Below are 23247 nucleotides of genomic sequence, written 5' to 3'. Positions count from 1 at the left end.
GATACCCTCACTTGCGGGTGAAATACACCGCCAGCAGAATCAGCACCAGCGCCACGGCCTGCAGCATGACGCGCGCCTGCATCAGCTTGTTCGAGGTGACGCCGGAACCGCCGCGCATCATGTTGATGAGGCCACGGATCAGCACGATCACCACGGCGGCCATGACCAGAATGGCGAGGATGTTGAAGACGGTTGCCATTGTTGCGTTTCCAGTTGTTTCGCGCTCAGGCGCGTTTGGCCATCAGGCGGTAGAGTGTCGATGCCGGCAGGACGCGTTTGAGGGCGGCGCCGATCTTAGCCGGCACTGTTACCACATAGTGCGGGCGCGGGCGCCGCGACAGAAGTGCATGGCGCAGAACCTTGTGGACCACTTCCGGCCCAGGCTTCAGCGCCGACTGGCTGCCGCCGGCGCGCAGTCGCTCTAATTGCGCCGCATAGTCCGCGCTGTGCACGGAATTCTCGATGTCGATGTTTTTCAGAAACCAGGGCAGGCCATTGCTGGCGATCTTCGATTTCACCGGCCCTGGTTCGATCAGCGAAACATGGACGCCGCTGCCTTGCAGTTCCTGGCGCTGGCAGAGCATCAGGGCCTCGAGCGCATGTTTGGATGCCGAATAGGCGCCGCGAAAGCGCACCGGCACGAGACCGAGGATCGACGAGCAATGGACGATACGGCCATGGCCCTGGCGGCGCATCACCGGCACGAGACGGCTGGTCAGGTTGTGCCAGCCGAAGAAATTGACCTCGAACTGTTCCTTCAGCGCGGCCACCGACAGGTCCTCGACCGCGCCGGCCTGGGCGTAGGCGCCGTTGTTGAAGAGCGCGTCCAGCCGGCCGCCGGTGCGGTCGAGCACTGAAGTCACCAAGGCAGCGATCGAGTCCGGTTCGCTGTAATCGAGGTAGAAGGCCTCGATGCCGTCGCTTTCGAGGGCGGCGATGTCCTCGGGTTTCCGGGCCGTTGCAAAGACCCGCCAGCCTTCCGCCTTGAGTGCCCGGGCGCAATATGCACCTATGCCGGACGAGGCGCCGGTGACGATGATGGTGCGCAATTCCTGCGCTGTCGGACTCGTGGTTTCGCCAAGGGTTGCCATTTGCCGCATTCACTTCCCATATTCGCGGCGTCGAGACAATCGAAGGGGACGCGGGTTCTTGTTGCGGAATATTGTCGCCCTGCGCCGCGTGCTCTACGACGCGCTCGGCCATTTCAACACCGATGACGGCTGGGCGATGGCCAGCCATCTGGCGATCACCTCGCTGATGGCGCTGTTTCCGTTCCTGATCTTCGCCACGACGCTGGGCAGCTTCCTCGGCGCCCAGGCCTTTGCCGACACGGCCGTGCATCTGGTCTTCGACACCTGGCCGGATCAGATCGCCAAGCCGATCGCGCATGAAGTGCTGAACGTGCTGACCGTCCGGCGCACCGATCTGTTGACCTACGGCGTGCTGCTTGCCGCCTACTTTGCCTCGAACGGCATCGAGGCGCTGCGCACGTCGCTCAACCGCGCCTATCGCGTCACCGAGACGCGTGGGATCATCTATCGCCGCGTGCAGAGCCTGTTCTTCGTGCTGATCGCGACGGCCGGGTTCCTGGCGATCAGCGTGCTTCTGGTGTTCGCGCCTCTGCTGGCGCGACTCGCGGAAGCCCATTTCGAGTGGATAAAGCCCTATACCGGCACGATCACGCTGTGGCGCTACGTCATCGCCTCAGCCGTCATCATCGGTGGGCTGTTTTCGGTGCACTACTGGCTGCCGGCCGGCAAGCGCCGCTTCGTCTCGCTGGTGCCGGGCATCGTCTTCACGCTGGCGGCATGGCTCATCGGCTCGACGATGTTTGCCACCTATCTCGACCATTTCTCGTCCTATGTGACGACCTATGCAGGGCTGGCCTCGATCATGATCGCGGTGGTCTTCCTCTACATCGTCTCGGCGATCTTCATCCTCGGCGGCGAGCTCAATGCCGCGATTAGCCGCTATCTGGAGGCGCGGGCGCGGGTTGGATGAGGAAATGAAGAACTGGAGAATTGAGGAACTGAAGAATTGAGGAATTGAAGAAAAAAGCGGCCATTTCTGGCGCCGCGTGCTCGTTCCTCAGTTCCTCAGTTCCTCAGTTCCTCAGTTCCTCAGTTCCTCAGTTCCTCAGTTCCTCAGTTCCTCAGTTCCCAGCCCCACAGCTCTCCCCTTGGCCGGCCGCGCCGTTGCCAGGCCGACGCCGAAGGTGGTGATCGCCATGCCGACGATCTGCAGTGCGTTGAGCTGCTCGTCGAACAGCGCCCAGGCGATAATCGCCGTCACCGCCGGCACCAGGTAGAACAGCGAGGCAACTTTCGACATTTCGCCGTCGCGGATCATCACCATCAGCAGGAAAATGGCGCCGAGCGACAGCACCAGCACCAGCCAGGCCATGGCGAAGATCAGTTCGCCGTTGATGATGACGGTGTGTGTCTCGAAGGCGAGCGCGGCCAGGATCATCAGCGAAGCGCCGCCGACATATTGCCACATGGTCGCCGCCACGAGGTCGCCGCCGGAAGCAAAGCGCTTCTGCCAGATGGTGCCGGCGCTCATGCCGAGCACCGAGACCAGCGAGGCGGTCAGCGTCGCCGCCGTCACGCCGCCACCGAGCGCGCCGAGTTTTGGCCACAGCACGATGACGATGCCGATCAGGCCGATGCCAAGGCCAAGCCAATGGCGCGGCAAGATCGCCTCGCCAAGGAACTTGCCGGCAAGCACCGCGGTGATCAGCGGCTGCAGGCCGACGATCAGGGCCGAAAACCCGGCCGGCATGCCCCTGTGGATGGCCCAGAAGACGGCGCCGAGATAGACGCCATGCATCAGCACGCCGGCGCCGGTGGCGTGCAGCGCCTCCTTGCGGGTGGCACGTTTCGAACCCAACAGGGGCATCAGGGCAGCCAGCAGGATCGCCGCTATGACGAAGCGCGCGGCGAGGAAGGTGAACGGCTCCGCCCACGGCATGGCGTAGCGGGCGCCGATAAAGCCGGTCGCCCACAGGACGACGAAGGTGGCGGGGATGAACCGCTTGATGCTCTGCATTTTCCGGAGACCGTACGCTGGTGAGAAACTGACCGTGGCGCTGCTCTAGTCCCGTTCAACCCGGCGTGCAAAACGAAACGATTGATCCATGCATCACGGAATTTCAATTGGCGGTGCGCCCGACGTCCGGTTCTCCCGACCTCGCAGAGGTCAAAGTCCAATCATCCGCCTGATGTCGTCAACTGTCGCGGCGGCCCCGCGCAGCTTGGCAAGGCCGGTGTCGCCAAGGCTCTTCGACAGTTTTCGCCCGTCCGGCCCAAGGATGAGCCGATGGTGGAAATAGGCGGGTTGTGGCAGCCCAAGCAAGTCCTGCAGCAGGCGCTGCACACCGGTTGCGGAAAACAGATCCTGTCCGCGCACGACATGGCTGATGCCTTGCAGCGCGTCATCCATGACGACGGCCAGGTGATAGCTCGTCGGGATGTCGCGGCGCGCCACGATCACGTCGCCCCAGTCCTGCGGTCGGGCTTCGACCGAACGGGTCGCCGATAGCGTCTCATCGCTGAATTCTGCCCATGCGAGGTCCTTGCCGACACGCGCTGTGGCGGCATCGACATCCAGCCGCCAGGCGAAGGGCTCGTTTTCAGCGATCCGCCGCTTGCGTTCCTTCACGGTCAGCGTCTTGTCGGCGGGGGGATAGAGCGGCACGCCGTCAGGATCGCGCGGCCAGTCACGCCCGCGCTTTTCGCTGTCGGCGATGAAGGCCCTGATCTCGCCACGGCTCATGAAGGCGGGATAGACGAGCTCCTCGCGGATCAGCCGGTCGAGCACCGCCTGATACTCGGCGAAATGCTCGGACTGGCGGCGCACCGGCTCTTCCCAGCCAAGGCCCAGCCATTTCAAATCGGCAAGCACGCCGGCCTCGAATTGCGGCGTGCAGCGTGTGGTGTCGATATCCTCGATGCGCAGCAGCAGGCGACCGCTGCTGGCCTCTGCGAGCTTCTGGTTGAGCAGCGCCGAATAGGCATGGCCGAGATGCAGGTCGCCGTTGGGGCTGGGCGCGAAGCGGAATGTCAGGAGCGTCATGTCTCAGGCGGCAATCGGGTTGTGCGGCGGTTTCGGCCGTTGCTACTTTGCTGCACATTGGCGGACAAGGATACCATGCAGCGCATCGTGACACTGGACGACATTGCGCGCGGGCTCGATGCGCTTTGCATCATCGACCCGCGCCTGGAAAAGGTGCGCGGCATGGCCGGCGAGGTGCCGCTCAGGCTCTCCGAGCCGGGCTTCAGGAGCCTGGCCTCGATCATCGTCTCGCAGCAAGTGTCGCGGGCGAGCGCCGACGCCATCTTCGGCCGGCTGACGAAGCTCGTCGATCCGCTGACGCCGCAGGCGATCCTGGCTGCCGGAGAGGATATGTTTCGCGAGGCCGGCCTGTCGCGGCCCAAGCAGCGCGGCTTGATCGCAATTGCCCGGGCCGTGGCGGACGGGCTCGACCTCAATCACCTCTGTTCGCTCGACGCTCAGGAGGCGATCACAACGATGACGGCGGTGCCCGGCATCGGTCCGTGGACGGCGGAAGTGTACCTTCTGTTTGCCGCCGGGCACCCCGACATCTTTCCCGCGCGTGACGTTGCTTTGCAGAGCGCGGTTGGCCATGCGCTCGGCATCGACCCGCGTCCGCCGGAGAAAACGCTGATCGCATTGGCCGAATCATGGAGCCCGTGGCGAGGTGTCGCATCGCGGCTTTTCTGGTCCTATTATCGCGAAACCAGGGGCAGGGACGCCGCACCGCCCGCCTGAATCCGCAAAAAAGCATAAAAATCACGCTTTTTTTGGCACGTCGCGCGAACCACAATCCGCTTCACATCCCTGTCATGTCGGGCTTACAGTATCCGCGCCGTTCGGGTCTAGAACCAAGGAGGTAAACAAGGTGACGGTTGCCGTATCTCCGGATGGGCTTCCAGCGCTGGTGCTGAATGCGGATTACCGTCCGCTCAGCTATTACCCCTTGTCGCTCTGGTCCTGGCAGGATGCCATCAAGGCGGTATTCCTCGACCGGGTGAACATCGTCGCCGAATATGAGCACGCGGTGTCCTCGCCGACCTTCTCGATGAAGCTGCCGAGCGTGGTCAGCCTGAAGGCCTATGTGAAGCCGTCCAGGCATCCGGCCTTCACCCGCTTCAACGTTTTCCTGCGCGACCGCTTCCAGTGCCAGTATTGCGGCACGCCTGACGACCTGACCTTCGACCACGTCATTCCCCGCCATCGTGGTGGTGCGACGACCTGGGAGAATGTCGTCGCCGCATGCTCGCCCTGCAATCTCCGGAAGGGCGGCATGATGCCGGCGCATGCCAAGATGTGGCCGCTGCAGAAGCCTTATCAGCCGACGGTGCATGATTTGCACAACAATGGCCGCCTGTTCCCGCCCAACCATCTGCATGAAAGCTGGATGGATTATCTCTACTGGGATGTCGAACTGGAACCCTGAGATCGTTCGAGAATTCGGGAGGCTGGCCGTCTGGAGCGATTTTCTGCGCTTCCGGCCTTCGCCGGCCGAAGACTCATGGGTGGTCGTGACAGTTCAGGCTACGGCCGGCGTAGGCCGGTGCTCACACGCCTATCAGGCCATGATAATCTGAAACTCGCCGTTATCGGACCAACTCGGCCGCGCTCACTTATCAGCGGCTTCGCGTTTAGGACCGGCTTCCCCCACTCCGTCGCTGCTTCGCAGCGCCACCTCTCCCCCTCCGGAGGGAGGAGAAGGGAGCCTGCCGGAGGAACGCTGGCTACAACAGGATCGCGCCCTTCCTCTACCCCGTCGATCGGGGGAGAGGTGGCTCGGCGAAGCCGAGACGGAGTGGGGGTCGACCTGACCCGGACGTCGAAAGCCGCGTCACGCGACTCAGCCTGCCGGGTTCTTTTGCTCGAATCGTGTGCCGTGGACTCAATCGAATTGGTTCAGTCGCGAGCCAGCGCGCCGCGGAAGGCGACGGCGGCCAGGACAAGGCTGGCGATGGCGTTCCAGCCGGCCAGCGACAGGCCGAGGATGCGCAGTGCGGCCTTGTCGCAGGAGGGCGGCACGAATTTGTCGAGCGCGTCGAGCACGCCCTTGCCGCCGGTGTCGACCGGGCCGGCGCCCGCCGTGCAATCGGTCGGGCCTGCCCACCACTGCCATTCGACGCCGGAATGGTAGACGCCGAGATAGAGGCCGTAGAGCATCAGCAGGCCGCCGACGCCCAGCAGGCCGCGTGTCAGCCAGGCCGGTGCGCGCAGCATCGATGCAATCACCGCCAGCACCATCAGCGGCGCGCCGATATAGTAGGGGGTGCGCTGTTCCAGGCAGAGGTGGCAGGGGATATAGCCGCCAATGTATTGGAAGCCGAGCGCCGAGCCGACGGTCGCGGCCATGGCGACGGCGAGAAACAGGGCGGTCCGCGTGCGCTGGCGTCCGGTATCGGCATTCATGGTCGCTGTCATGGGTCTTTCGTCCGTTGAGTTCGCCGCCCGCCAGGTCCGCTTGCCCCTCTCAAAACCGTTACCCCGGTTTTTGAGGCCGAGGCCTCAGAGGGCGTATTTGACGACGATATAGAGCAAAATCAGGGCAGCCGCGGCGGCGCCGACGATCAGGCCAAGGCGCTTTTCGATGAACTCGCGGATCGACTCGCCGTAGCGGCGCAAAAGCCACGCCAGCAACAGGAAACGGGCGCCGCGCGCCAAGATCGCCGAGACGATGAAGACAACAAGATTGATGTGAAGCGCCCCGGCCAGAATAGTGACCACCTTGATCGGCGGCAGGTGCGCAACGCCGGATGTGACGAGCAGCATCAGCATTAGCCCGGTGCCGGACGACTGCCACTTCTCGAACGTGGCAAGGCCGCCGAAGTGTTCCAGGATCGGCCGTGCTATCGTGTCATAGGCATAGTAGCCGATCAGCCAGCCGGCAATGCCGCCCAGCACGGACGCAACGGTGGCGGTCAGCGCGTAGCGATAGGCGCGTTCGGGCCGCGCCAACGCCATGGGCAGGAAAAGTACGTCGGCCGGAATGAAGAACACCGAGCTTTCGACGAAAGCGATGAAGGCCAGCCACCATTCGGCGGATTTGCGTGCCGCGAGAGACAAGGTCCAGTCGTACAGTCCGCGAAGCATCGGCTCTCCTATGCGTGTCGCCCAAAAGTGCTGGGATGCTTGGGGCAAAGGCAGGGATGAAAACAAGACCCAAAGCGTGCGCGGCCATCCCTTCAGATGCGCCACGCTGCATGCGCCGCCTGTCTAGAAAGATTTTCCGCGCTGCACAATGGCAGCACGGCCACGAAATCAAAAGGCGAAGATTGGTCGCATCCCGGTGATCCCGAGAATTGGCCAGTTGACGAACAGGCCTCCAACCGTATAGTCCGCGCCCATCCAGGCCGCCCGGCCTGAGCCCCTATGGCGGAATTGGTAGACGCGCTCGACTCAAAAGCGACTACCCAACCTACCTCCCAGCACACAGTCCACCTCTCAACACCATGAAAGGCAAGGCTTCATGCTTTCCGCCATCACTACGCTTCTGCACAGAGTGTCGAGTAAATGTGCCCCCTCCGCGCCACCAGTGGCAGGCACCAAAAAGCAGTGGCCGGCAGCCCACCGGACAACCGCCGAGAACTTCAAGACCATGAAGCTCCTCTACCGCTTCCACGGGGTCGATGACCTGGGGAGATGGTGGAGGATCGAGACCCGCCAGTGTCCCTTCACGGGGACCATCATCCGCGAACAGACGAGGATCAGCGACTAATGGAAAAGCCATCGTTCATCGAGCAGTTCGACCGTGAGACCGAAGCAGCACTACTGCGTAAGCTCCGCAGCCAGAAACCCCACCAGCGAGCCATCATGGCCGACCTATCGGTCAAGCTGGTCCGGGTCTTTGCGGAGCACTTCCAGCCGAACGGCAAGGAGAAGGTGGTCCAATGACATCCCTCTTCACGACCCTCATCAACGACGCCCTCTCGCGGGGGCTTATTGAGATCGACCTGGTGCCAGCACTGTCAGGAGCGGAGACCAGGATACCGGACCAGTGCGTCCTCTATGCCCGCATCGGGCCGACCAGGTACCGCATCCATAGCCTCACCCAGGTCGAGTACAACGAGCTTTCCAAGGAGTACGCATGAACCAACCGGCATACCTTCATGACCGCTGGGACGCCCAGGTCGCCTTCGAGGAAGAGATGATGGAGACCGGTAAGGAGCGGATGAGGGACCGCATAACGAAGGCCCGCGAGCGGCATAACCTGGGTGGTATGCGACCCCACCGCAGCCTCCTCCATGAATGGGTCCTCCCCCTGTCCGAGGCCCTCCAGAAGTGGATCAACACCCCCCGCCGTGGACCGAAGTCTATTGCATTGGGACCCCTACAGCAATTGCACCCGGACACCGCCGCCATGGTCGCCCTCAAGGCGGTCCTCCGTATGCTGGGAATGGAGCGCCGGAACATCCTGTCCATTGCCATGGAGATCGGCACCAACTGCGAGCATGAGGCGCGGATGCAGCACTGGAAGGAGAGCGACCCCAAGGACTGGCAGGAACTCCAGGCCCGCTTCCAGGCCAGGAAGTCCACCAGCATCCACCAGCGCCGCGCCACCATCGCCATCTTCAACAAGTCCAAGCACGACGAGCTGGGCTGGCTGGACTGGACGACCACCGAGCGGGAGCGCGTAGGCCTCACGATGCTGGACCTGGTGATCGAGAGCACCCAGCGCTTCCATATCGTACCGGACCCTGCCTGGGAGCCCTACCGGATCAAGGGTGGTGCCTGGGCACAGCGCCCCGCCGTCCTCATGGAAGACAACGAGCTGGCGGAGTGGATCGCCAACGCGATGGACGATGAGCTTCTCCACATGCCGGCATTCGCCCCGACCCTCATCCCTCCGCTCGACTGGGAGGGTCCTCGGGGAGGGGGCTACCATACGCCCTTCGTCAAGTCGCCCGTCCTCATCCGCTTCAAGGCCAACCACGAGGAGCAGCGCCAGGTCGCCCTAGAGGAGTTCGAAGCCCTGGACATGCCGGAGGTCTACTCGGCGGTCAACTACGTGCAGCGGTCACCCTGGGCGATCAACACCAGGGTACTCGAAGTGGCCGAGACCATCTGGGACAAGGACCTCGCCATCGCCGGCATCATCCGCCAGGAGAAGATCGACCCTCCAGACATGCCAGAGGGTGCCATCAAGGGGACCGACGAGTACCGGGAGTGGGCCAAGATCGCCAGCGACATCCATGCGGACAATGCCACCAGGGTCTCCAAGTTCCTGGCCCAGCGCCGCACCCTCAAGCTGGCCCGGAGGCTGGCAGACGAGCCGGAGTTCTTCTTCCCGCATCACCTGGACTTCCGTGGCCGCATGTACTCCATCGTGTCCGACCTATCGCCCCAGGGCCGGGACCTGGACCGGGGTCTCCTCACCTTCGCCAAGGGGAAGCCCGTCGAGGAGGACGACGAGCAATGGCTGGCAATCCACCTGGCCAACGTCCACGGGGTGGACAAGGAGAACTTCTACGACCGCATCAAGTGGGTGAAGGACCGGGAGGCCCGCTGGCGGCAGATCGCGGCGGACCCCCTGGACAATCGCCTATGGGCCGAGGAGGAGGACCCGTGGCAATGCCTGGCTGCCATCTTCGAGTGGGTCCGCTACCTGGATGAAGGTCCTGGGATGATCTCCTCGCTGCCTATCCGGGTGGATGGCACATGCAACGGCATTCAGCATCTCTCCGCCATGGTGCGGGACGAGGAGGGTGGCCGCGCCGTGAACCTGGTACCGGGTAACCGGCCCAGGGATATCTACATGGACGTGGGCAACATCGTGCAGCAAGCCCTGGACGATCAGCCCCTCAACCCCTTCGTCCGCATGTGGGGCCGCCTCTTCGGGGACAAGGTACCTCGGGAGGTAGCCAAGAGGCCGGTCATGATCCTGCCTTACGGGGGGGACCAGGAGCGCCTACTATCGGTACACCCTGGCGTGGCTCAAGAAGCACGACAAGGATGGTGCCGTGATCCCCAGGGACCAACGCAAGGACGCACTCAACCTCCTGGTGGACCTCCTCCTCAAGGCGGTCAAGGCGGTAGTCGTCAGGGCGGTCGAGGTGATGCACTGGATACAGCACAACTGCGCCATTGCGTCGAGGAGTGGGAAGGCCCTGGCATGGTGGACACCGGCTGGCTTCTACGTCAGGCACTTCTACGCCACGGAGGAGGAGTACCGGATCGAGACGAAGCTGGATGGTCAGAGGCTCCAGCTACGAGCACACCGCATCAGAAAGGCCGCGACCACACGGGAAGCGGCTGAAGCCCTGGAGCAGGAGATCGAGGCAGCTCTCTCCGCGTATGGCATGTGGCCCGTGCCCGCAAACCAGGACCCCCTGGCCGAACCCCTCGAAGCCTACCGTCACGCCGACACCCAGGAATACCGGCAGCCCAAGCACCGGACAGGTACCCTCCGCGAGGCAGCCCGCATCGCGCTGGAGACCCATTGGCATGGCATGAGATCGGCCAAGTCTGTCGAGCCCTGCCTCTGGCGCATGGTCTACTTCCTGGAGAGCCTGGGGAAGTACGACCTGGACCTGATCACCAGCGCCGACCTCCATGCCTACGTCAAGCGGCTGCGCGAGGCCGACAACTCACCCTCCTTCATCAACCAGCAGCTCTCCCACTTCCACGTGGTCAATGAGATCGCCCACAAGCAGACGCCTCCCCTCTGCAAGATCGTCCTATCGATACCGCGTGAGGCAACCCGCATAGTGGAGAAGTGGTGGCTGCGCCCCGAGGACCAGGACCGGGTGAGCACCTGGCTGCGTGACCCGCTGTCTTCCTACACAGACGCCATGTTCGCAGACCTCATCGACTTCATCTGTATGATGGAGAAGCTGCCCAGGCGGTACTGGTCCGATGCCGCCGCCATGCGGAACCACCTCATGGACCGCATCCTGGACCACGCCAGGGCCAACTGGGATGACCCCAAGTGGAAGCGGATCGCCTACGGCATCTGCTACGGGATGGGACTTCGGAAGGTCGGTGGTGCCCCCTTCCGGGGTCGAACCGGAACTCCGTGAGGAACCGGATTTTGAGTCCGGCGCGTCTACCAATTCCGCCAAAGGGGCATTACCATCACGGGCTATAACGGAGACCTCATCATGCAGTCAACCACAGACCGAGATCGCGCCGAGGAGCTGGCCCACTTCGCCCGCCAGATGGACAAGCGCCTGGAGGAACACGAGGCCTGGCCTCTCTCCTTCCAGCTCCTCCTCCTGGCCCTCTTCGTGTTCGCCCTGATAGGCTTCGGCCTCTTGGTCTAGTCCGCCACCAGTGGCAGATGCCCCTCCGGCTAAGTCCTTGAAATCCCTCACTGCCGCCAGTGGCATCGCTAGTCTCAAAATCGAGTTCCGCAAGGAGTGCTGGTTCGATCCCGGCTAGGGGCACCACCCTATTTTTCAGGCACTGATTTTGTTCAGTTTTTCGCCTGTTTTTGCCCCATTTTTTCAAGTCCTGAATCCGGTGGGACAACTTCACCGGCGACGACGCGCCGTTCATTCGATGGAATGGGACTGGTCCAGCGCGGGATCATCGATGAGCCCGCCTCATCCAATTGATGGATGAAGCCCAACACGCGTCAGTGCTATTTGGACGCATGGCTCGCGACTTACCTCCCGGTCTGCGGAGCCTCGCTGGCTTGGGTGGCCAAATATGAGCAAGACGACACTCGTTGCTATCGCTGTCCTAGCTATCAGCATCGGCTATGCCGAAGCCAAGGACAAAGACCGACCGGTTTGCGCTGCGTCGAGCCCGCTTTTCAAAGTTCTCGGCAACAAATGCATTCTCGTGAAAGGTTCGATGATCTATGGCGACATTGCGGACCTTTCCCAGATAGTCCGCTTCGGCTGGTAGCTAGGTGGCGGCACAGGACCGGTGCCTTGACCCGGAGGATGGCGCGACAGGGGTAAGCGCGCAAGCCCATTTTGCTCTCAGCCGCGCCGGATGCGCCTCAATTTTGTGGGACTGGCGGGAGAAAAAACATAACAAATCATGGCCACGTCGACTTGCCCCACTTTTTTGCAAGTTGTTGATTTCGGCCAAATCTGGCGGCCCGGCTAGGAGCACCATCCTTCGCTCTTCGAGCTTCGGATGGCAGGCCATCCAAGGCTTGTTAGACGAAGGAGTGTCCTCTGACTTGGCGAAGAGGGCTGGCATAGATTTCGGGTCAGCGCCGCCGAGGTGCACCGTCTGAACTGCGCGTTGCCGGTTCGGGCTATCCGGAGCGGTGGATTTCGCCGCCGCGGATGCAACTGACAGATGAATGAAGGCCTGTGCTAAAGCCAGCCTTAACTCTTGCTGGCGCGCTCAGAGCGAGTGCTTATAGCCGATCCCGATGTTCCATTTGTCGCCGGCGAGATCGTTGTAGGGCGCCGAGGTCGTGTCGGTCTTCTTCCAGGAATAACCGACGCTGGCATAGACCGCGTTGGTGGAGTCGATGTTGTAGGTCACGCCGGTGGCCAGTTTCGGCGTCTCCCAGGTGGTGCTGAAGGCATTTCGGTAGCGGAAGTTGAAGACGTTCCAGGTCCACTGCCGGGACAGCTTCCAATCGCCCGCGAGATACAGGGCGTAGTAGGGAACATTCGCGTTGGCATCGGTATCCTTGATGATGCCTGTATCGTGCCAGGTGTAGCCGAGCCCCAGGCTGGGGGTCAGGGTGAAGGCATCCGAGATCTTGATTTTGTAGCCGAGGCTCGCTTCGGCGTAGTACTGCGACTTTCCACCGGTCTTGAAGGTCGGCTGGATAAAGATGCCGCCGACGAAATTATTGTCGAAATTGTGCGAGACGCTGAGTTTGAAGTAGGTGTCGGCAAGCGACCGGGCGGTGTTGCTGCCATTGTCGATGGCATAGAATTCCGGGTCGCCTTCGATTGCAATCGTCCAGGTCGGCGCTGCCGGTGGCGGGGCTTCGACCAGGTCGGCTGCAAGGGCCGATGTGGCCATGGACAAGCAAACGCCCAATGGGGCGATGATGGTGCGCAAAAGCATGGTCTTTCCTCGAGATGTGGCGGCGCATCGAGCGGCGCGTTGGGGTGTGGCGGCGATTTAGCTAGGCGCGCGCTATTACAGTTATGTGACGATGTGTCATTCGTGCGGGCCGCTTTGTCCGAACGGCTCGCGGCCGGAAATCGGCGGTGCAGTTTGGCCACACCCGCGAGGCTGTGGCGGCAAGAACCTCTTCGATGAGAACGGTTTTATTGCCTTGGACGACGGAGCGGCATCAGGCGGTTGTGTCGCGCGTCTTCGCGGTCGAGATGCCTATCGCATGTTACCGGTGTGGCCCTGCGAGTATCTGCCGGGCTGCGGCCAGACCGTCAGGCCGTGAGGCTCGACGCCGACCCGGATTTTCGTCACGGCCCCCGAGGTGGTGTCGATCATGTAGACCTCGCTGTCGAAGCGGCCGGACAGCCACAATTGCCTGCCGTCGGCGCTGACATTGCCCATGTCGGGGCTGCCGCCACCCGGTATAGGCCATTGCGCGACGACCGATCGGGTGGCGAAATCGATGACGGTCACGCTGCCCGGCCCCTTTGCACGGCCTTGCTCCATCTTGTGCGAGCCGCGGTTTGAAACATAGAGCTTCGTCCCGTCGCGGCTGACGACAAATCCGTGCGTTCCGATGCCGGTGGCGATGAAGCCGATCTCGGAAAAGCTGTCTCCGTCGATCAGGAACACGCCGTCGTTCATCATGTCGGCGACGTAGAAGACCTTGCCGTCGGGGGAGAGCCTGACGTCCTGCGGCATGCCCATTTTCGACAGAGCGAGGTGGCCGAGCACCTTCTGGTTTTTCAGGTCCACCTTCAACAGGCCGCCATCACCATATTCGCAGGTGAAGATGGCGTAGGCATTGTCGGCGGAAAAATCGGCATGGTTGATACCGGGGCAGGTTGGTGTCGGTATCGTCGATTTCAGCGCCATGGTCTGCGGATCGCGCAGGTCGAGCCGCTGGTAGGCTTCATCAACGATGACGGCCGAACTTCCGTCCGGCATGAAATACATGTTGTAGGGGTCATCGACCGAAATATCGTGGCCCGGCTTGGCGGTCTTGGGGTCGATGGGCGTCACGCTGCCCTTGCTGGTGCTGCTGGCGTTGTTGGCGACCCAGAGCGTCTTCAAATCCCAGGACGGAACGACGTGCTGCGGCTTGCTCCCGACAAGGAACCTGTCGACCTCCTTGAGGGTCACGGGGTCGATGACCGATACGCTGTTGGACGAGCGGTTCGGAACATAGACACGCGGCAGCGCGCCTGCCGTCGCCGGGCTCAAATGGTCAGAGCTTGTCTGGCTGTAGATATTGATCGGAGCTCGGGGCGGCGGCTCGCTGCAATCTTCCGGGCACGAGCCGGCTGAAGCCGATGCCGGGGCCAGCGCGATCAACAACACGAGCGGCGCGCACAGGCTCGTGAACCACCAATATGCCTTGGTCATTTGGGCTGCTGCTTTTCGATGAAGCTGCGGATCGCCTCGGTCGTTCCGTTGACGATCAGGTCTACGCCGAGCTGGCCAAACGCGGCTGACGATCGTGTCGGATCGCCACCATAGACGCCGTCGCCGGCATCAAGCTTCGGCGAGGCCACAAGGCGATCCTTGCGCACCATGGAAGGATCGATGGCGAGCATGAGCGATGTGTCGGCCAATCCGGCGTGGGTTCCGATCTCCGGCCGCGTCGCGCCGGCCGACAGGAGCTTGTCGACATAGGCGCCCTGGGTGATCTGATAGTATTCGAGCGCCGCAAACACCCGGACCGGGGTTTTGCGCCATTCGGCATTCAGGCGATCGGCGACATGGCGCTCGTCGGCCTGATAGCCGCCATGGTCGCCGATCAGCACGATGGTCTTGAAGCCATGCAGCTTGAAGCTGCGGGCCGCGGATTCGAGCAACTCCTCGAAAGTCTTGTCGCTGATGGTGATCGTGCCGGGAAACCGCATATGGGCGGTCGGTGGGTCGATGGTCCCTTCCGGAACATAGGAGATCACGGGCGCGACCAAGGCGTTGCCCAGTTGGCCGGCAATCTTCTCCGCCAGGAACTTGACCCGCACATTGTGCTTGCCCAGCGCCATGGCGGGGCCGCTTTGTTCGGTGCCGCCTATCGGGATGATGATCGTCGTCGTCCCGGCGCCGATCCGATCGCGCAGTTCGGTCCAGGTCTGGTCCTCGAGGAAGACCGATGCGTTGGTGGCGTTCGCCACTGAGGCAAGACCTGACAGAAACCATAGGCCGATGACGGTGCCTGCGAACCGTGCGATCGGGTTGGGCCGCGGACGCCCGTCCGTTGTTGCGCTGTTTGTGTGAGGGACAGGGGGCTCGGCAAGGCGCCTGCAGCCGCAAAAATTCGGGATCATGGTCTACCGCCGTCGCAACAAGCTCTTCATGCGGTTGCGCAACAGGCGGGCCATGTTGCGGGTCTCGCGGTAGAGATGCAGCTGCGAGGCGGCCTGGCGGGCGAGACGGTCGGCATCCGGTGTCAACCCGATCACCAGCGTGCCGATCGGCTTGCGCTCGGTCCACAGCCTGCTCATCACCGGATGGTCCGGCACCGCGCAGGAATCGGTCATCATGATGTTGGGATCGTCGAGATGCTGCCTGGTGACCTCGATCATCAGCAGCGTGCCGGGCGAATAGGCTGATAGCGTCTCGTCATAGGCCGTCTTCCAGGTGTAGGCGACGCCGGCCTCGACGAAGACGATCAGGCAGGCGATGGTCCGGCCGTCGAGTGTCAGCGAATGGATGCGGCACATGTCCTGTTCGGCGAGCCGGTGGACGGCCTCGCGGGCAAAGGCGGCGCGGAAGCGGTCGATCGCCATGGCGGTGCGCTCGCGGCCCTTCCAGCCGGACGCTTCCAGCGTCAGGAAGCTTTCGATGGCGTGGCGGATTTCCTCGGGGCCGCGCGCCACCACATGCTCCAGCCTGCCGAGGTCGGCAAGGCGCCGCTTCAGGCGGCGGAACTCGCGATAATGGTGCGAACGCAGCGATGCCTTCAGATAGTCGTCGCCGTCGAGTTCGCTCTGCAGCACGGGTCGCGAGGTCTGACCGGTGGTGACCAGCGTCAGGCCGCGCGTCTCGGCAACGGAGTCAAGCAGGCTTGCCACCGGACCGTCGAGCCTGATGTCGGGCAGCACGAGGACTTTCGGCAGCTTGAGATGCGGGCGCGACAGCATCGAGAAGAAATCCTCGACGACGCCGATCGGATCGTCGCGGTCGATCAGCGGCGTGCCGAGCGGACCGAAGGGGCTCGCCCAGGTGCGCATCACCGGAACGCCGAGCGGCACCACGGGCCGTTCCACCGAGAGCGGCACCAGAAGGCGCAGCCGGTTGCGGTATTCGTCGCCGTCGCGGATCACCGCCAGCCGCACCTCGCGATCCTCCAGCCGAGGCATTGCGGGCGCCAGGAAGCGTGGGTTGAAGAAGACGTTCGGCTCGATCGTGCGGGCGCAGAGATAATCCAGCTCCTCGACCAGGTCGAAGCCGGCGGACGCCGGATAGATGGCAAGCTTGCGCTCGGGCCGGTTGTTGGCAAGGATTTCGATATGGGCGGGGTCGGGGTCGCGCGCCAGCCCGGCAAGGCCGGACACCATGGCGCCGGCGGTGCCGCCGCTGGTTTCCTCGAGCAACGGGATGGCGGCCATCAGGCGGCTCCTTTGGCAGGCACGAAGATCGCCATGACGATGCCGAGCTTGCGCCAGACCGTGAAGGACAGCGCGCTGGCCTCGAAGATCATGGCAAAGGCGGTGGCCATGGCTGCACCCCACAAGCCGAAAAGCGGGATCAGCACCACGTTGAGGCCGATGTTGAAGGCGAGCGTCATGGCATAGACGGCGGCGCAGATGTTCTGGTTGCCGCTCATGGTGAGCAGGCTTTCGCATGGCCCCACGGCGGCGCGCGCCACGACGCCGAAGACGAGCAGGAACAGCAGCGGATAGCCCGATGTGAATTCGGGGCCGAACAGCACCAGCATGGGTTCACCCAGCGCCAGCACCAGCAGTGCCATCAAGAGCGAGGGCCAGAAGGTCCATGACACCGTCTCGCGGGCGAAGGCGGCGAGCTTGTCCGGCTCGCCATGGGTGAACTGCGCATAGCGCTGGGCAACACCGGCCTTGACGGCGAAATAGACGAAATGCACCAGCGCCAGCGTCTTGACCGTGGCGAAATAGACGGCGACGTCGTTGGGATCCATATAGGCGCCGACCATCAGCACATCGGCATTGGTGAGCAGGAAGAAGAAGCTTTCGACCAGGAAGATCGGCAGCGAGACGATGAACCATTGCGCGAAATGCACCTTCATCGGTCCGGCCGGGATCTGCCTTTCCATGCGGTGCGTGACGCCGATCAGCTGCGCGAGCGTGGTGACGTAGGTGGCGGCGATCGAGGCGAAGATCGCGGTCCTGGCGTCGGCGGCGTAGCCGGCGAAAAGCATCAGCGCCATGAACAGCAGGATCAGCACCGGCCGTATCAGATAGGTCGGCGACAAAGCGAAAAGCGCCCAGCTGTTCGCCCTGGCCTGGCCTTGCAGCAGATCCGACACCGCGATCATCGGCAAGCAGATGACGCCGAGGATGAACGGGATCACATAGTAGTTTTCGATCCACGGTGCCGCCAGCCAGACGCCGAGGGCGCCGAGCCCGGCGATGATGGTGGAGGCGATCAGCACGAACAGGCGGCTGGCGACGACGATGCCGCGCAGTTCGTCCATCATTCCGCGCTCGCGGTATTCGGGGATGAAGCGGATGACGGAGGTGTGGAAGCCGAGGCAGGCGAGGTTGCCGACGATGACCATCGTCACCCAGACGAGCACGAAGATGCCGTATTCGAACGAGCCCATCCAGCGCGCCATCAGCACCTGGCTGATGAAGGCGATGACGGCGCTGACGATGCGGATGGAGAAGGCGATGACCGACATGCGGCCGGCTTCGCCGCGTTCATCGGCGGTGAACAGCACGGCGTCGATGCGGCCAAGCAACGGTTCGACGCGCAGCGCCAAACGCTGCGGCAAGAACCGCCCGGCAGTCGTGGCCGCGGAAAAGCGCACCCCGATCTCTCTCCGTTTTCCGCCTCTTTTTCAGGCTTTGGTGTAGCGGAGACACATTAAGAAACGGTTGGGTGAGGAGCGGTCCGCGCAGCGGACGAAAAGCCAACGATTTGGCTTTTCGAGCGACGAACGGTGAAGACCCGGTCCGCCTTCGGGCGGATCAAAAGGTCCAGTGGACCTTTTGAAGGGGCTGAACGCCCGAAGGGCAGGGAGCCATAGCGAAGGGGCCGGCGACCGCCTAAGTAGGTGAAGCCCAGAATCCGGTTTTCGAGATGCGCCGTGTTTCGGAACACCGACGGCGATACGGCTAGAGGAAATAGGCCAAATCTTGGAAGTCAGCGCTGCCCCTCATCCGCCCTTCGGGCACCTTCTCCCCCGTGAACGGGGAGAAGGAAGAGCGCGTCCTTACGCGAACGCCCCGTGGCAGTGCTTGTACTTCTTGCCGGAGCCGCAGGGGCAGGCTTCGTTGCGGCCGACCTTGCCCCAGGTGGCCTGGTTCTTCGGGTCGCGGTCTTCGGGGGCGACGATGGCGTTCTGCTCCTGGCGCACCAGCAGGGCGGTTTCGCCGCCTTCGAAATCGTTCTCGCCGGTGGTGCCGTCAATATGGGTGCCGAACATGTCGGGGGCTTCCGGGGGCGGGGCTTCGGCGGCCTGGCGGACCAGTTCGACGCGCATCAGCTGCGCGGTGACGGCCTGGCGCAGGTTGCCCAGCATCGCCTGGAACAGCTCGAACGCCTCGCCCTTGTACTCCTGCAGCGGATCGCGCTGGGCGTAACCGCGGAAGCCGACGACCGAACGCAGATGGTCGAGGTTGACGATGTGCTCGCGCCACAGATGGTCGAGCGTCTGCAGCACCACGGAGCGCTCGACATAGGTCATTACTTCGGGGCCGAAGCGCTCGGAGCGCTCCTTGGCGGCGGCGTCGGCGGCGGCAGTGATGCGCTCGCGAATGTCGTCCTCGGCGATGCCTTCTTCCTTGGCCCACTCGTCGACGGGCAGGTCGAGATTGAGGAATTCGGCGACCTCGGCCTTCAGTCCGCCAACATCCCACTGCTCGGCATAGGCGTTTTCGGGAATGGCCTTGGCGACGATCTCGTCGATGACGCCCTCGCGCATCTCGGCGATGATCTCGGTCAGGCCTTCGCCGTCCATCAGCTCGATGCGCTGTTCGAACACCACCTTGCGCTGGTCGTTGGAGACGTCGTCATATTTCAACAGGTTCTTGCGGATGTCGAAGTTGCGTGCCTCGACCTTCTTCTGCGCCTTTTCCAGCGCCTTGTTGATCCAGGGGTGGATGATCGCCTCGTCTTCCTTGAGGCCGAGCTTCTGCAGCATGCCGTCCATGCGCTCGGAACCGAAGATGCGCATCAGGTCGTCCTGCAGCGACAGGAAGAATTTCGAACGGCCGGGGTCGCCCTGGCGGCCGGAACGGCCACGCAACTGGTTGTCGATGCGGCGCGATTCATGGCGCTCGGTGGCGAGCACGTAGAGGCCGCCGGCAGCCAGCGCCTTTTCCTTCAGGCGCTCGACGTCGGCGTTGATCTCCTTTTCGCGCGCCTCGCGGTCGGGGCCTTCGGGCATGTCGCCCAATTCGTCGGCGATGCGCATTTCGGCATTGCCGCCGAGCTTGATGTCGGTGCGCGGCCGGCCATGTTTGTGGCGATGGTGATGGCGCCGGGCTTGCCGGCCTGGGCGACGATCGCCGCCTCGCGCTCGTGGTGGCGGGCGTTCAGCACCTCGAAATCCTTGAAGCCCTCCTTGCGCAGGCGCTCGGCCAGCTGTTCGGACTTCTCGATCGAGGTGGTGCCGACCAGCGTCGGCTGGCCCTTGGCGCTCGCCTCGCGGATCTCCTTGACGATCGCCTTGTATTTCTCCTCGACCGTCCGGTAGACCTCGTCGTCCTCGTCCTTGCGGATGACCGGCAGATTGGTCGGGATCTCGGTAACTTCGAGGCCGTAGATGTTGCCGAATTCCTCGGCCTCGGTCAGCGCCGTGCCGGTCATGCCGGACAGCTTCTTGTAGAGGCGGAAGTAGTTCTGGAAGGTGACGGAGGCGAGCGTCTGGTTCTCCGGCTGGATCGCCACATGCTCCTTGGCTTCCAGCGCCTGGTGCAGGCCTTCCGAATAGCGGCGGCCGGGCATCATGCGGCCGGTGAACTCGTCGATGATGACGATCTCGTCGTTGCGAACGATATAGTCCTTGTCGCGCTGGAACAGCCGGTGCGCCTTCAGCGCGTTGTTGACGTGGTGGACGATGGCGACGTTCTCGACGTCGTAGAGCGACTCGCCCTTCAACAGGTCGGCATCGCGCAGCATGTTCTCCAGCTTCTCGGTGCCTTCCTCGGTGAAGATCGAGGTCTTCTGCTTCTCGTCGATCTCATAATCCTGCGGCTGCAGCTGGATGATGAAGGTGTCGATGGTGTTGTACATTTCCGAACGGTCCTCGAGCGGACCGGAAATGATCAGCGGCGTGCGCGCCTCGTCGACCAGGATGGAATCGACTTCGTCGACGATCGCGTAATTGTGGCCGCGCTGCACCATCTGGGCGCGCTCGTACTTCATGTTGTCGCGCAGATAGTCGAAGCCGAGCTCGTTGTTGGTGGCGTAGGTGACGTCAGCGGCGTAGGCGACGCGGCGTTCCTCGTCCGAGAGGCCATGGACGATGACGCCGACCGAGAGGCCGAGGAATTTGTAGACGCGGCCCATCCATTCGGAGTCGCGTGTGGCGAGATAGTCGTTGACGGTGACGACATGGACGCCGTTGCCGGCGAGTGCGTTGAGGTAGACCGGCAGCGTCGCGACCAGGGTCTTGCCCTCGCCGGTGCGCATCTCGGCAATGCCGCCATTGTGCAGCACCATGCCGCCGATCAGCTGGACGTCGAAGGGGCGCATGCCGAGCACGCGGCGCGCCGCCTCGCGGGCAGTGGCGAAGGCCGGGACCAGAAGGTCGTCAAGGCTGGCGCCATTGGCGATATCCTGGCGGAATTTTTGCGTACGCCCGGCGAGTTCGGCGTCGGAGAGCGCCCGCATCTCGTTTTCCATGGCGTTGATCGCCTCGACACGAGGCCGGGTCGATTTGACCCGACGGTCGTTGGAGGAACCGAAAACCTTACGGGCGAGACCGCCGAGACTGACCATACAATGGTCCTTTCGATAGAATTCTCAATCTTCAGACGAGCGCCGGCCGGCCCCATCACATCCGCGTGAACGCACCGCCTGAATACGGGCAAACACAAAAAGCGCCCGGAAAACGGTTCTGGACGCAAAGTCGTTGGACAGATAAGAGGGGGCTCAACTGATGTCAACGCCGCGCTGGCCCTGCCGGTCGCGCCAAATTCCGCCACAATCTGGCTGATCTGGAAGCCACCCCTCCTTACAATCCTTCCCCGGAGTCATCCTTATGCCCTTGTTGTTCCGCCGTGCGTCGCTTGCCAGCCTTGGCCTGGCCTTCGGCCTGTCGGCTCTTTGCCTGTCGCCTGTCGTGGCGCAGGAGGCCGCTCCCGCTGCTCCGGCCGATGCCGCTGCGGCACCCGCGGCACCGGTCGACCCGAACGCCGTCGTCGCCACGGTCAACGGCCAGCCCCTGACGGAAGCCGATCTGGTGCTTGCCGAAGGCGAGCTGTCGCAGCAATTCGCGCAGCTGCCGCCCGAACAGCGCCGCGCCGCGGCCCTTTCGGCGGCCATCGAGATCCGCGTCATGGCCGCCAAGGCCGTGACCGACGGTCTCGACAAGGATCCCGACTTCCAGCGCCGCATGGCGTTCCTGCAGCAGCGCGCGCTGCATGGCGAAATGGTCGAGAAGGGCGTCGTCGACAAGGTCACCGATGCCGAGATCCGCGCCCGCTACGACCAGGAAATCGCCAACACGCCGCCGGTCAACGAGGTGCATGCCCGTCACATCCTCGTGAAGACGAAGGAAGAGGCCGAGGCCATCATCAAGCAGCTCGACGGCGGCGCCGATTTCCAGAAGCTCGCCAACGAGCACACGAGCGATCCCTCGGGCAAGTCCAATGGCGGCGACCTCGGCTGGTTCGGACCTGGCCAGATGGTGCCGGAGTTCGACAAGGCGGCGTTCGCGCTCGAGGTCGGCAAATACACCGAGCAGCCGGTGCAGTCGCAGTTCGGCTGGCATGTCATCAAGCTCGAGGACAAGCGCGCCAAGCAGCCGCCGGCCTTCGACGAGGTCAAGGACCAGGCCAAGCAGGCGGTCATCCGCGACAAGTATTTCGCGCTGGTCAAGTCGCTGCGCGCCGGCGCCAAGGTCGAGATCCCCGACGCCAAGCTGAAGCAGGCTGTCGACACGATGGAAGCCGGCAAGTAAGCCTGAACGATTTTTTCAAAGGGCGCGGCAGCCGAGGGTTGCCGCGCCCTTTTTTATTGGCCGCCGTTATCTGCCGGGCGCTTCTATGCCTTGCAGGAGATAGCGGACCATCTTGCGTATCGTCGCCTCAGGCTCGTCGAGCCGGTTGATCAGGAGATGCCGCCAGGCATAGGAGGCGACGAGGTCGGCGACCACACCCGGATCGATATCCCCGGCGATCTCGCCGCGTGCCTTGGCGCGCTCGATGATCTGGCCGGTGTGGGTGCGGCGCCCTCCGGCATAGCCGGCAAGCGCCGCGGCCGCGGTTTCATCCGATTGGGCCTCGGCGATCAGCGACTTGAAGACACTGCCCGACGATGTCTCGCGCCAGTGCGTGAACAGATTGATCAGGAAGCCGACGAGATCCTCCTCCAGGCTTCCGGTATCGGGAAGGTCGACGCGCTTCTGGCGCTGGTAGACTTCGAGCAGCAGGGCAGCCTTGCTCGGCCACCAGCGATAGATGGTCGGCTTGCCGGCGCGCGCACGCCGCGCCACCGCCTCGATCGAGAAACCGGCATAACCGGCCTCGATCAGCACGGCTTCGGCAGCCTCCAAAATCGCTTCGGCGCTGTCGGGATTGCGCCTGGCGCCAATCGATTTGCGTGCCGGATCGGCGATTTCGCCCATGAGCCGTCCCTCCTGAAGCGGTTTCTCGTCTCGGCTGAAACAATAACCCGCCGGCAATCGCTTGCCTCGCCCGCGCTTTTGCCCAGATAGGAACCATCCGGGGTAAAAGCACTCGTTTTCCTTGCAGCACTTGCGGACGGCAAAGGAAGCCATCTGGCCGCACAATGCGCTGATGCCAAGAGATGTTCATACAT

Annotated in this window: 22 protein-coding genes, 1 tRNA gene and 2 pseudogenes; 10 read left to right on the top strand and 15 right to left on the bottom strand. The window is 63.1% G+C overall.

The genetic code is table 11. The annotated features are described in order from the left end of the window. Window positions 1–7: 7 nt before the first annotated feature. Window positions 8–199, bottom strand: a complete 192-nt coding sequence (locus tag HB778_RS09965; RefSeq protein WP_027031242.1) for a twin transmembrane helix small protein — start codon at window positions 197–199, stop codon at window positions 8–10. 25 nt (window positions 200–224) lie between these two features. Continuing rightward, window positions 225–1091, bottom strand: coding sequence for an SDR family oxidoreductase (locus tag HB778_RS09960; RefSeq protein ID WP_183463457.1), 867 nt, complete (start codon window positions 1089–1091; stop codon window positions 225–227). A 58-nt stretch (window positions 1092–1149) separates the two neighbouring features. Here HB778_RS09960 and HB778_RS09955 point away from each other — a divergent pair, with 58 nt between their 5' ends. After that, a complete protein-coding gene (locus tag HB778_RS09955; RefSeq protein ID WP_095199676.1) occupies window positions 1150–2001 on the top strand; it encodes a YihY/virulence factor BrkB family protein in 852 nt (283 codons plus the stop codon). A gap of 135 nt (window positions 2002–2136) precedes the next feature. On the opposite strand, the gene HB778_RS09950 is transcribed toward HB778_RS09955, so the two are convergent. Together HB778_RS09950 and gluQRS are read right to left on the bottom strand one after the other, a co-directional pair. Next, window positions 2137–3048 carry a DMT family transporter gene (locus HB778_RS09950; RefSeq protein WP_183463455.1) on the bottom strand — a complete coding sequence of 304 codons (912 nt, stop codon included), beginning with the start codon at window positions 3046–3048 and terminating at the stop codon, window positions 2137–2139. 150 nt (window positions 3049–3198) lie between these two features. Next, window positions 3199–4074, bottom strand: coding sequence for a tRNA glutamyl-Q(34) synthetase GluQRS (gluQRS, locus tag HB778_RS09945; protein WP_183463453.1), 876 nt, complete (start codon window positions 4072–4074; stop codon window positions 3199–3201). Window positions 4075–4149: 75 nt separating this feature from the next. On the opposite strand from gluQRS, the gene HB778_RS09940 reads away from it, so the two are divergent. Both HB778_RS09940 and HB778_RS09935 read left to right on the top strand, forming a co-directional pair. Further along, window positions 4150–4791, top strand: a complete 642-nt coding sequence (locus tag HB778_RS09940; protein WP_183463451.1) for a DNA-3-methyladenine glycosylase family protein — start codon at window positions 4150–4152, stop codon at window positions 4789–4791. 130 nt (window positions 4792–4921) lie between these two features. Then, a complete protein-coding gene (locus HB778_RS09935) occupies window positions 4922–5479 on the top strand; it encodes an HNH endonuclease (protein ID WP_010911702.1) in 558 nt (185 codons plus the stop codon). A 470-nt stretch (window positions 5480–5949) separates the two neighbouring features. On the opposite strand, the gene HB778_RS09930 is transcribed toward HB778_RS09935, so the two are convergent. Together HB778_RS09930 and HB778_RS09925 are read right to left on the bottom strand one after the other, a co-directional pair. Then, a complete protein-coding gene (locus HB778_RS09930) occupies window positions 5950–6468 on the bottom strand; it encodes a disulfide bond formation protein B (RefSeq protein ID WP_183463449.1) in 519 nt (172 codons plus the stop codon). 84 nt (window positions 6469–6552) lie between these two features. Beyond that, window positions 6553–7137 carry a YqaA family protein gene (locus HB778_RS09925; RefSeq protein WP_183463447.1) on the bottom strand — a complete coding sequence of 195 codons (585 nt, stop codon included), beginning with the start codon at window positions 7135–7137 and terminating at the stop codon, window positions 6553–6555. A 624-nt stretch (window positions 7138–7761) separates the two neighbouring features. On the opposite strand from HB778_RS09925, the gene HB778_RS09920 reads away from it, so the two are divergent. The 4 genes and pseudogenes from HB778_RS09920 (at window position 7762) to HB778_RS42760 (ending at window position 11063) form a co-directional block, all read left to right on the top strand. Next, window positions 7762–7938 carry a hypothetical protein gene (locus tag HB778_RS09920; RefSeq protein WP_183463445.1) on the top strand — a complete coding sequence of 59 codons (177 nt, stop codon included), beginning with the start codon at window positions 7762–7764 and terminating at the stop codon, window positions 7936–7938. Next, window positions 7935–8135: a hypothetical protein gene (locus HB778_RS09915; protein ID WP_183463443.1), complete on the top strand. Its 201-nt coding sequence runs from the start codon at window positions 7935–7937 to the stop codon at window positions 8133–8135. The genes HB778_RS09920 and HB778_RS09915 overlap by 4 nt, the downstream gene beginning before the upstream one ends. After that, window positions 8132–9877, top strand: a pseudogene (locus HB778_RS42765) (DNA-directed RNA polymerase); the annotation flags it as partial. The gene HB778_RS09915 and the pseudogene HB778_RS42765, both read left to right, overlap by 4 nt. Before the next feature lie 127 nt (window positions 9878–10004). Next, window positions 10005–11063 (top strand): hypothetical protein, encoded by a 1059-nt coding sequence (locus HB778_RS42760; RefSeq protein WP_348524700.1) that lies wholly within the window; start codon window positions 10005–10007, stop codon window positions 11061–11063. Here the strand turns inward: HB778_RS42760 and HB778_RS09905 are convergent. Beyond that, window positions 11027–11111, bottom strand: a tRNA-Leu gene (locus HB778_RS09905). The genes HB778_RS42760 and HB778_RS09905 overlap by 37 nt on opposite strands. 33 nt (window positions 11112–11144) lie before the next feature. Between HB778_RS09905 and HB778_RS09900 the strand changes: the two genes are divergently transcribed. Continuing rightward, a complete protein-coding gene (locus tag HB778_RS09900) occupies window positions 11145–11306 on the top strand; it encodes a hypothetical protein (protein ID WP_183463439.1) in 162 nt (53 codons plus the stop codon). A gap of 152 nt (window positions 11307–11458) precedes the next feature. Here HB778_RS09900 and HB778_RS09895 read toward each other — a convergent pair whose 3' ends face one another. Further along, window positions 11459–11617, bottom strand: coding sequence for a hypothetical protein (locus tag HB778_RS09895; RefSeq protein WP_183463437.1), 159 nt, complete (start codon window positions 11615–11617; stop codon window positions 11459–11461). A gap of 77 nt (window positions 11618–11694) precedes the next feature. Between HB778_RS09895 and HB778_RS09890 the strand changes: the two genes are divergently transcribed. Continuing rightward, entirely contained in the window at window positions 11695–11895 is a 201-nt protein-coding gene (locus tag HB778_RS09890; protein ID WP_096450659.1) for a hypothetical protein, read from the top strand. A gap of 453 nt (window positions 11896–12348) precedes the next feature. Here HB778_RS09890 and HB778_RS09885 read toward each other — a convergent pair whose 3' ends face one another. From HB778_RS09885 to secA, 6 genes and pseudogenes are all read right to left on the bottom strand, one after another. After that, the gene (locus HB778_RS09885) at window positions 12349–12984 is read right to left on the bottom strand and encodes a hypothetical protein (RefSeq protein ID WP_183463435.1); all 636 of its coding nucleotides are present in this window, start codon (window positions 12982–12984) and stop codon (window positions 12349–12351) included. A 315-nt stretch (window positions 12985–13299) separates the two neighbouring features. Then, window positions 13300–14469, bottom strand: a complete 1170-nt coding sequence (locus HB778_RS09880) for a YncE family protein (protein WP_183463433.1) — start codon at window positions 14467–14469, stop codon at window positions 13300–13302. Then, window positions 14466–15230, bottom strand: coding sequence for a creatininase family protein (locus HB778_RS09875; protein WP_244661883.1), 765 nt, complete (start codon window positions 15228–15230; stop codon window positions 14466–14468). The genes HB778_RS09880 and HB778_RS09875 overlap by 4 nt, the downstream gene beginning before the upstream one ends. Window positions 15231–15386: 156 nt before the next feature. Continuing rightward, window positions 15387–16667: a GNAT family N-acetyltransferase gene (locus tag HB778_RS09870; protein ID WP_183463429.1), complete on the bottom strand. Its 1281-nt coding sequence runs from the start codon at window positions 16665–16667 to the stop codon at window positions 15387–15389. Beyond that, on the bottom strand, window positions 16667–18067 hold the full coding sequence (locus tag HB778_RS09865) for an oligosaccharide flippase family protein (RefSeq protein ID WP_183463427.1): 1401 nt from the start codon (window positions 18065–18067) through the stop codon (window positions 16667–16669). Before HB778_RS09865 ends, HB778_RS09870 begins: the two co-directional genes overlap by 1 nt. A gap of 405 nt (window positions 18068–18472) precedes the next feature. After that, a pseudogene (gene secA / locus HB778_RS09860) lies at window positions 18473–21204 on the bottom strand (preprotein translocase subunit SecA). Between the two features lie 262 nt (window positions 21205–21466). Between secA and HB778_RS09855 the strand changes: the two are divergent. Then, complete coding sequence (locus HB778_RS09855; RefSeq protein ID WP_183463425.1) at window positions 21467–22387, top strand: peptidylprolyl isomerase; 921 nt, start codon at window positions 21467–21469, stop codon at window positions 22385–22387. 66 nt (window positions 22388–22453) lie between these two features. Here the strand turns inward: HB778_RS09855 and HB778_RS09850 are convergent, their stop codons facing one another. Then, a complete protein-coding gene (locus HB778_RS09850; RefSeq protein ID WP_183463423.1) occupies window positions 22454–23053 on the bottom strand; it encodes a TetR/AcrR family transcriptional regulator in 600 nt (199 codons plus the stop codon). Window positions 23054–23247 lie beyond the last annotated feature (194 nt).

Origin of the sequence: Mesorhizobium huakuii (genome assembly GCF_014189455.1) — a bacterium.
In the GTDB taxonomy this organism is placed as follows: domain Bacteria; phylum Pseudomonadota; class Alphaproteobacteria; order Rhizobiales; family Rhizobiaceae; genus Mesorhizobium; species Mesorhizobium huakuii_A.
This window is presented reverse-complemented; position numbering and strand designations above follow the sequence as displayed.

Excerpts from the sequence above, each read along its gene's own strand:
- HB778_RS09890 (WP_096450659.1), top strand. The coding sequence starts at position 11,695 with ATGAGCAAGACGACACTCGTTGCTATCGCTGTCCTAGCTATCAGCATC.
- HB778_RS09850 (WP_183463423.1), bottom strand. The coding sequence starts at position 23,053 with ATGGGCGAAATCGCCGATCCGGCACGCAAATCGATTGGCGCCAGGCGC.
- HB778_RS09960 (WP_183463457.1), bottom strand. The coding sequence starts at position 1,091 with ATGGCAACCCTTGGCGAAACCACGAGTCCGACAGCGCAGGAATTGCGC.
- HB778_RS09930 (WP_183463449.1), bottom strand. The coding sequence starts at position 6,468 with ATGACAGCGACCATGAATGCCGATACCGGACGCCAGCGCACGCGGACC.
- HB778_RS09900 (WP_183463439.1), top strand. The coding sequence starts at position 11,145 with ATGCAGTCAACCACAGACCGAGATCGCGCCGAGGAGCTGGCCCACTTC.
- HB778_RS09920 (WP_183463445.1), top strand. The coding sequence starts at position 7,762 with ATGGAAAAGCCATCGTTCATCGAGCAGTTCGACCGTGAGACCGAAGCA.
- HB778_RS09925 (WP_183463447.1), bottom strand. The coding sequence starts at position 7,137 with ATGCTTCGCGGACTGTACGACTGGACCTTGTCTCTCGCGGCACGCAAA.
- gluQRS (WP_183463453.1), bottom strand. The coding sequence starts at position 4,074 with ATGACGCTCCTGACATTCCGCTTCGCGCCCAGCCCCAACGGCGACCTG.
- HB778_RS09885 (WP_183463435.1), bottom strand. The coding sequence starts at position 12,984 with ATGGCCACATCGGCCCTTGCAGCCGACCTGGTCGAAGCCCCGCCACCG.
- HB778_RS09915 (WP_183463443.1), top strand. The coding sequence starts at position 7,935 with ATGACATCCCTCTTCACGACCCTCATCAACGACGCCCTCTCGCGGGGG.
- HB778_RS09965 (WP_027031242.1), bottom strand. The coding sequence starts at position 199 with ATGGCAACCGTCTTCAACATCCTCGCCATTCTGGTCATGGCCGCCGTG.
- HB778_RS09950 (WP_183463455.1), bottom strand. The coding sequence starts at position 3,048 with ATGCAGAGCATCAAGCGGTTCATCCCCGCCACCTTCGTCGTCCTGTGG.
- HB778_RS09940 (WP_183463451.1), top strand. The coding sequence starts at position 4,150 with ATGCAGCGCATCGTGACACTGGACGACATTGCGCGCGGGCTCGATGCG.
- HB778_RS09855 (WP_183463425.1), top strand. The coding sequence starts at position 21,467 with ATGCCCTTGTTGTTCCGCCGTGCGTCGCTTGCCAGCCTTGGCCTGGCC.
- HB778_RS09870 (WP_183463429.1), bottom strand. The coding sequence starts at position 16,667 with ATGGCCGCCATCCCGTTGCTCGAGGAAACCAGCGGCGGCACCGCCGGC.
- HB778_RS09880 (WP_183463433.1), bottom strand. The coding sequence starts at position 14,469 with ATGACCAAGGCATATTGGTGGTTCACGAGCCTGTGCGCGCCGCTCGTG.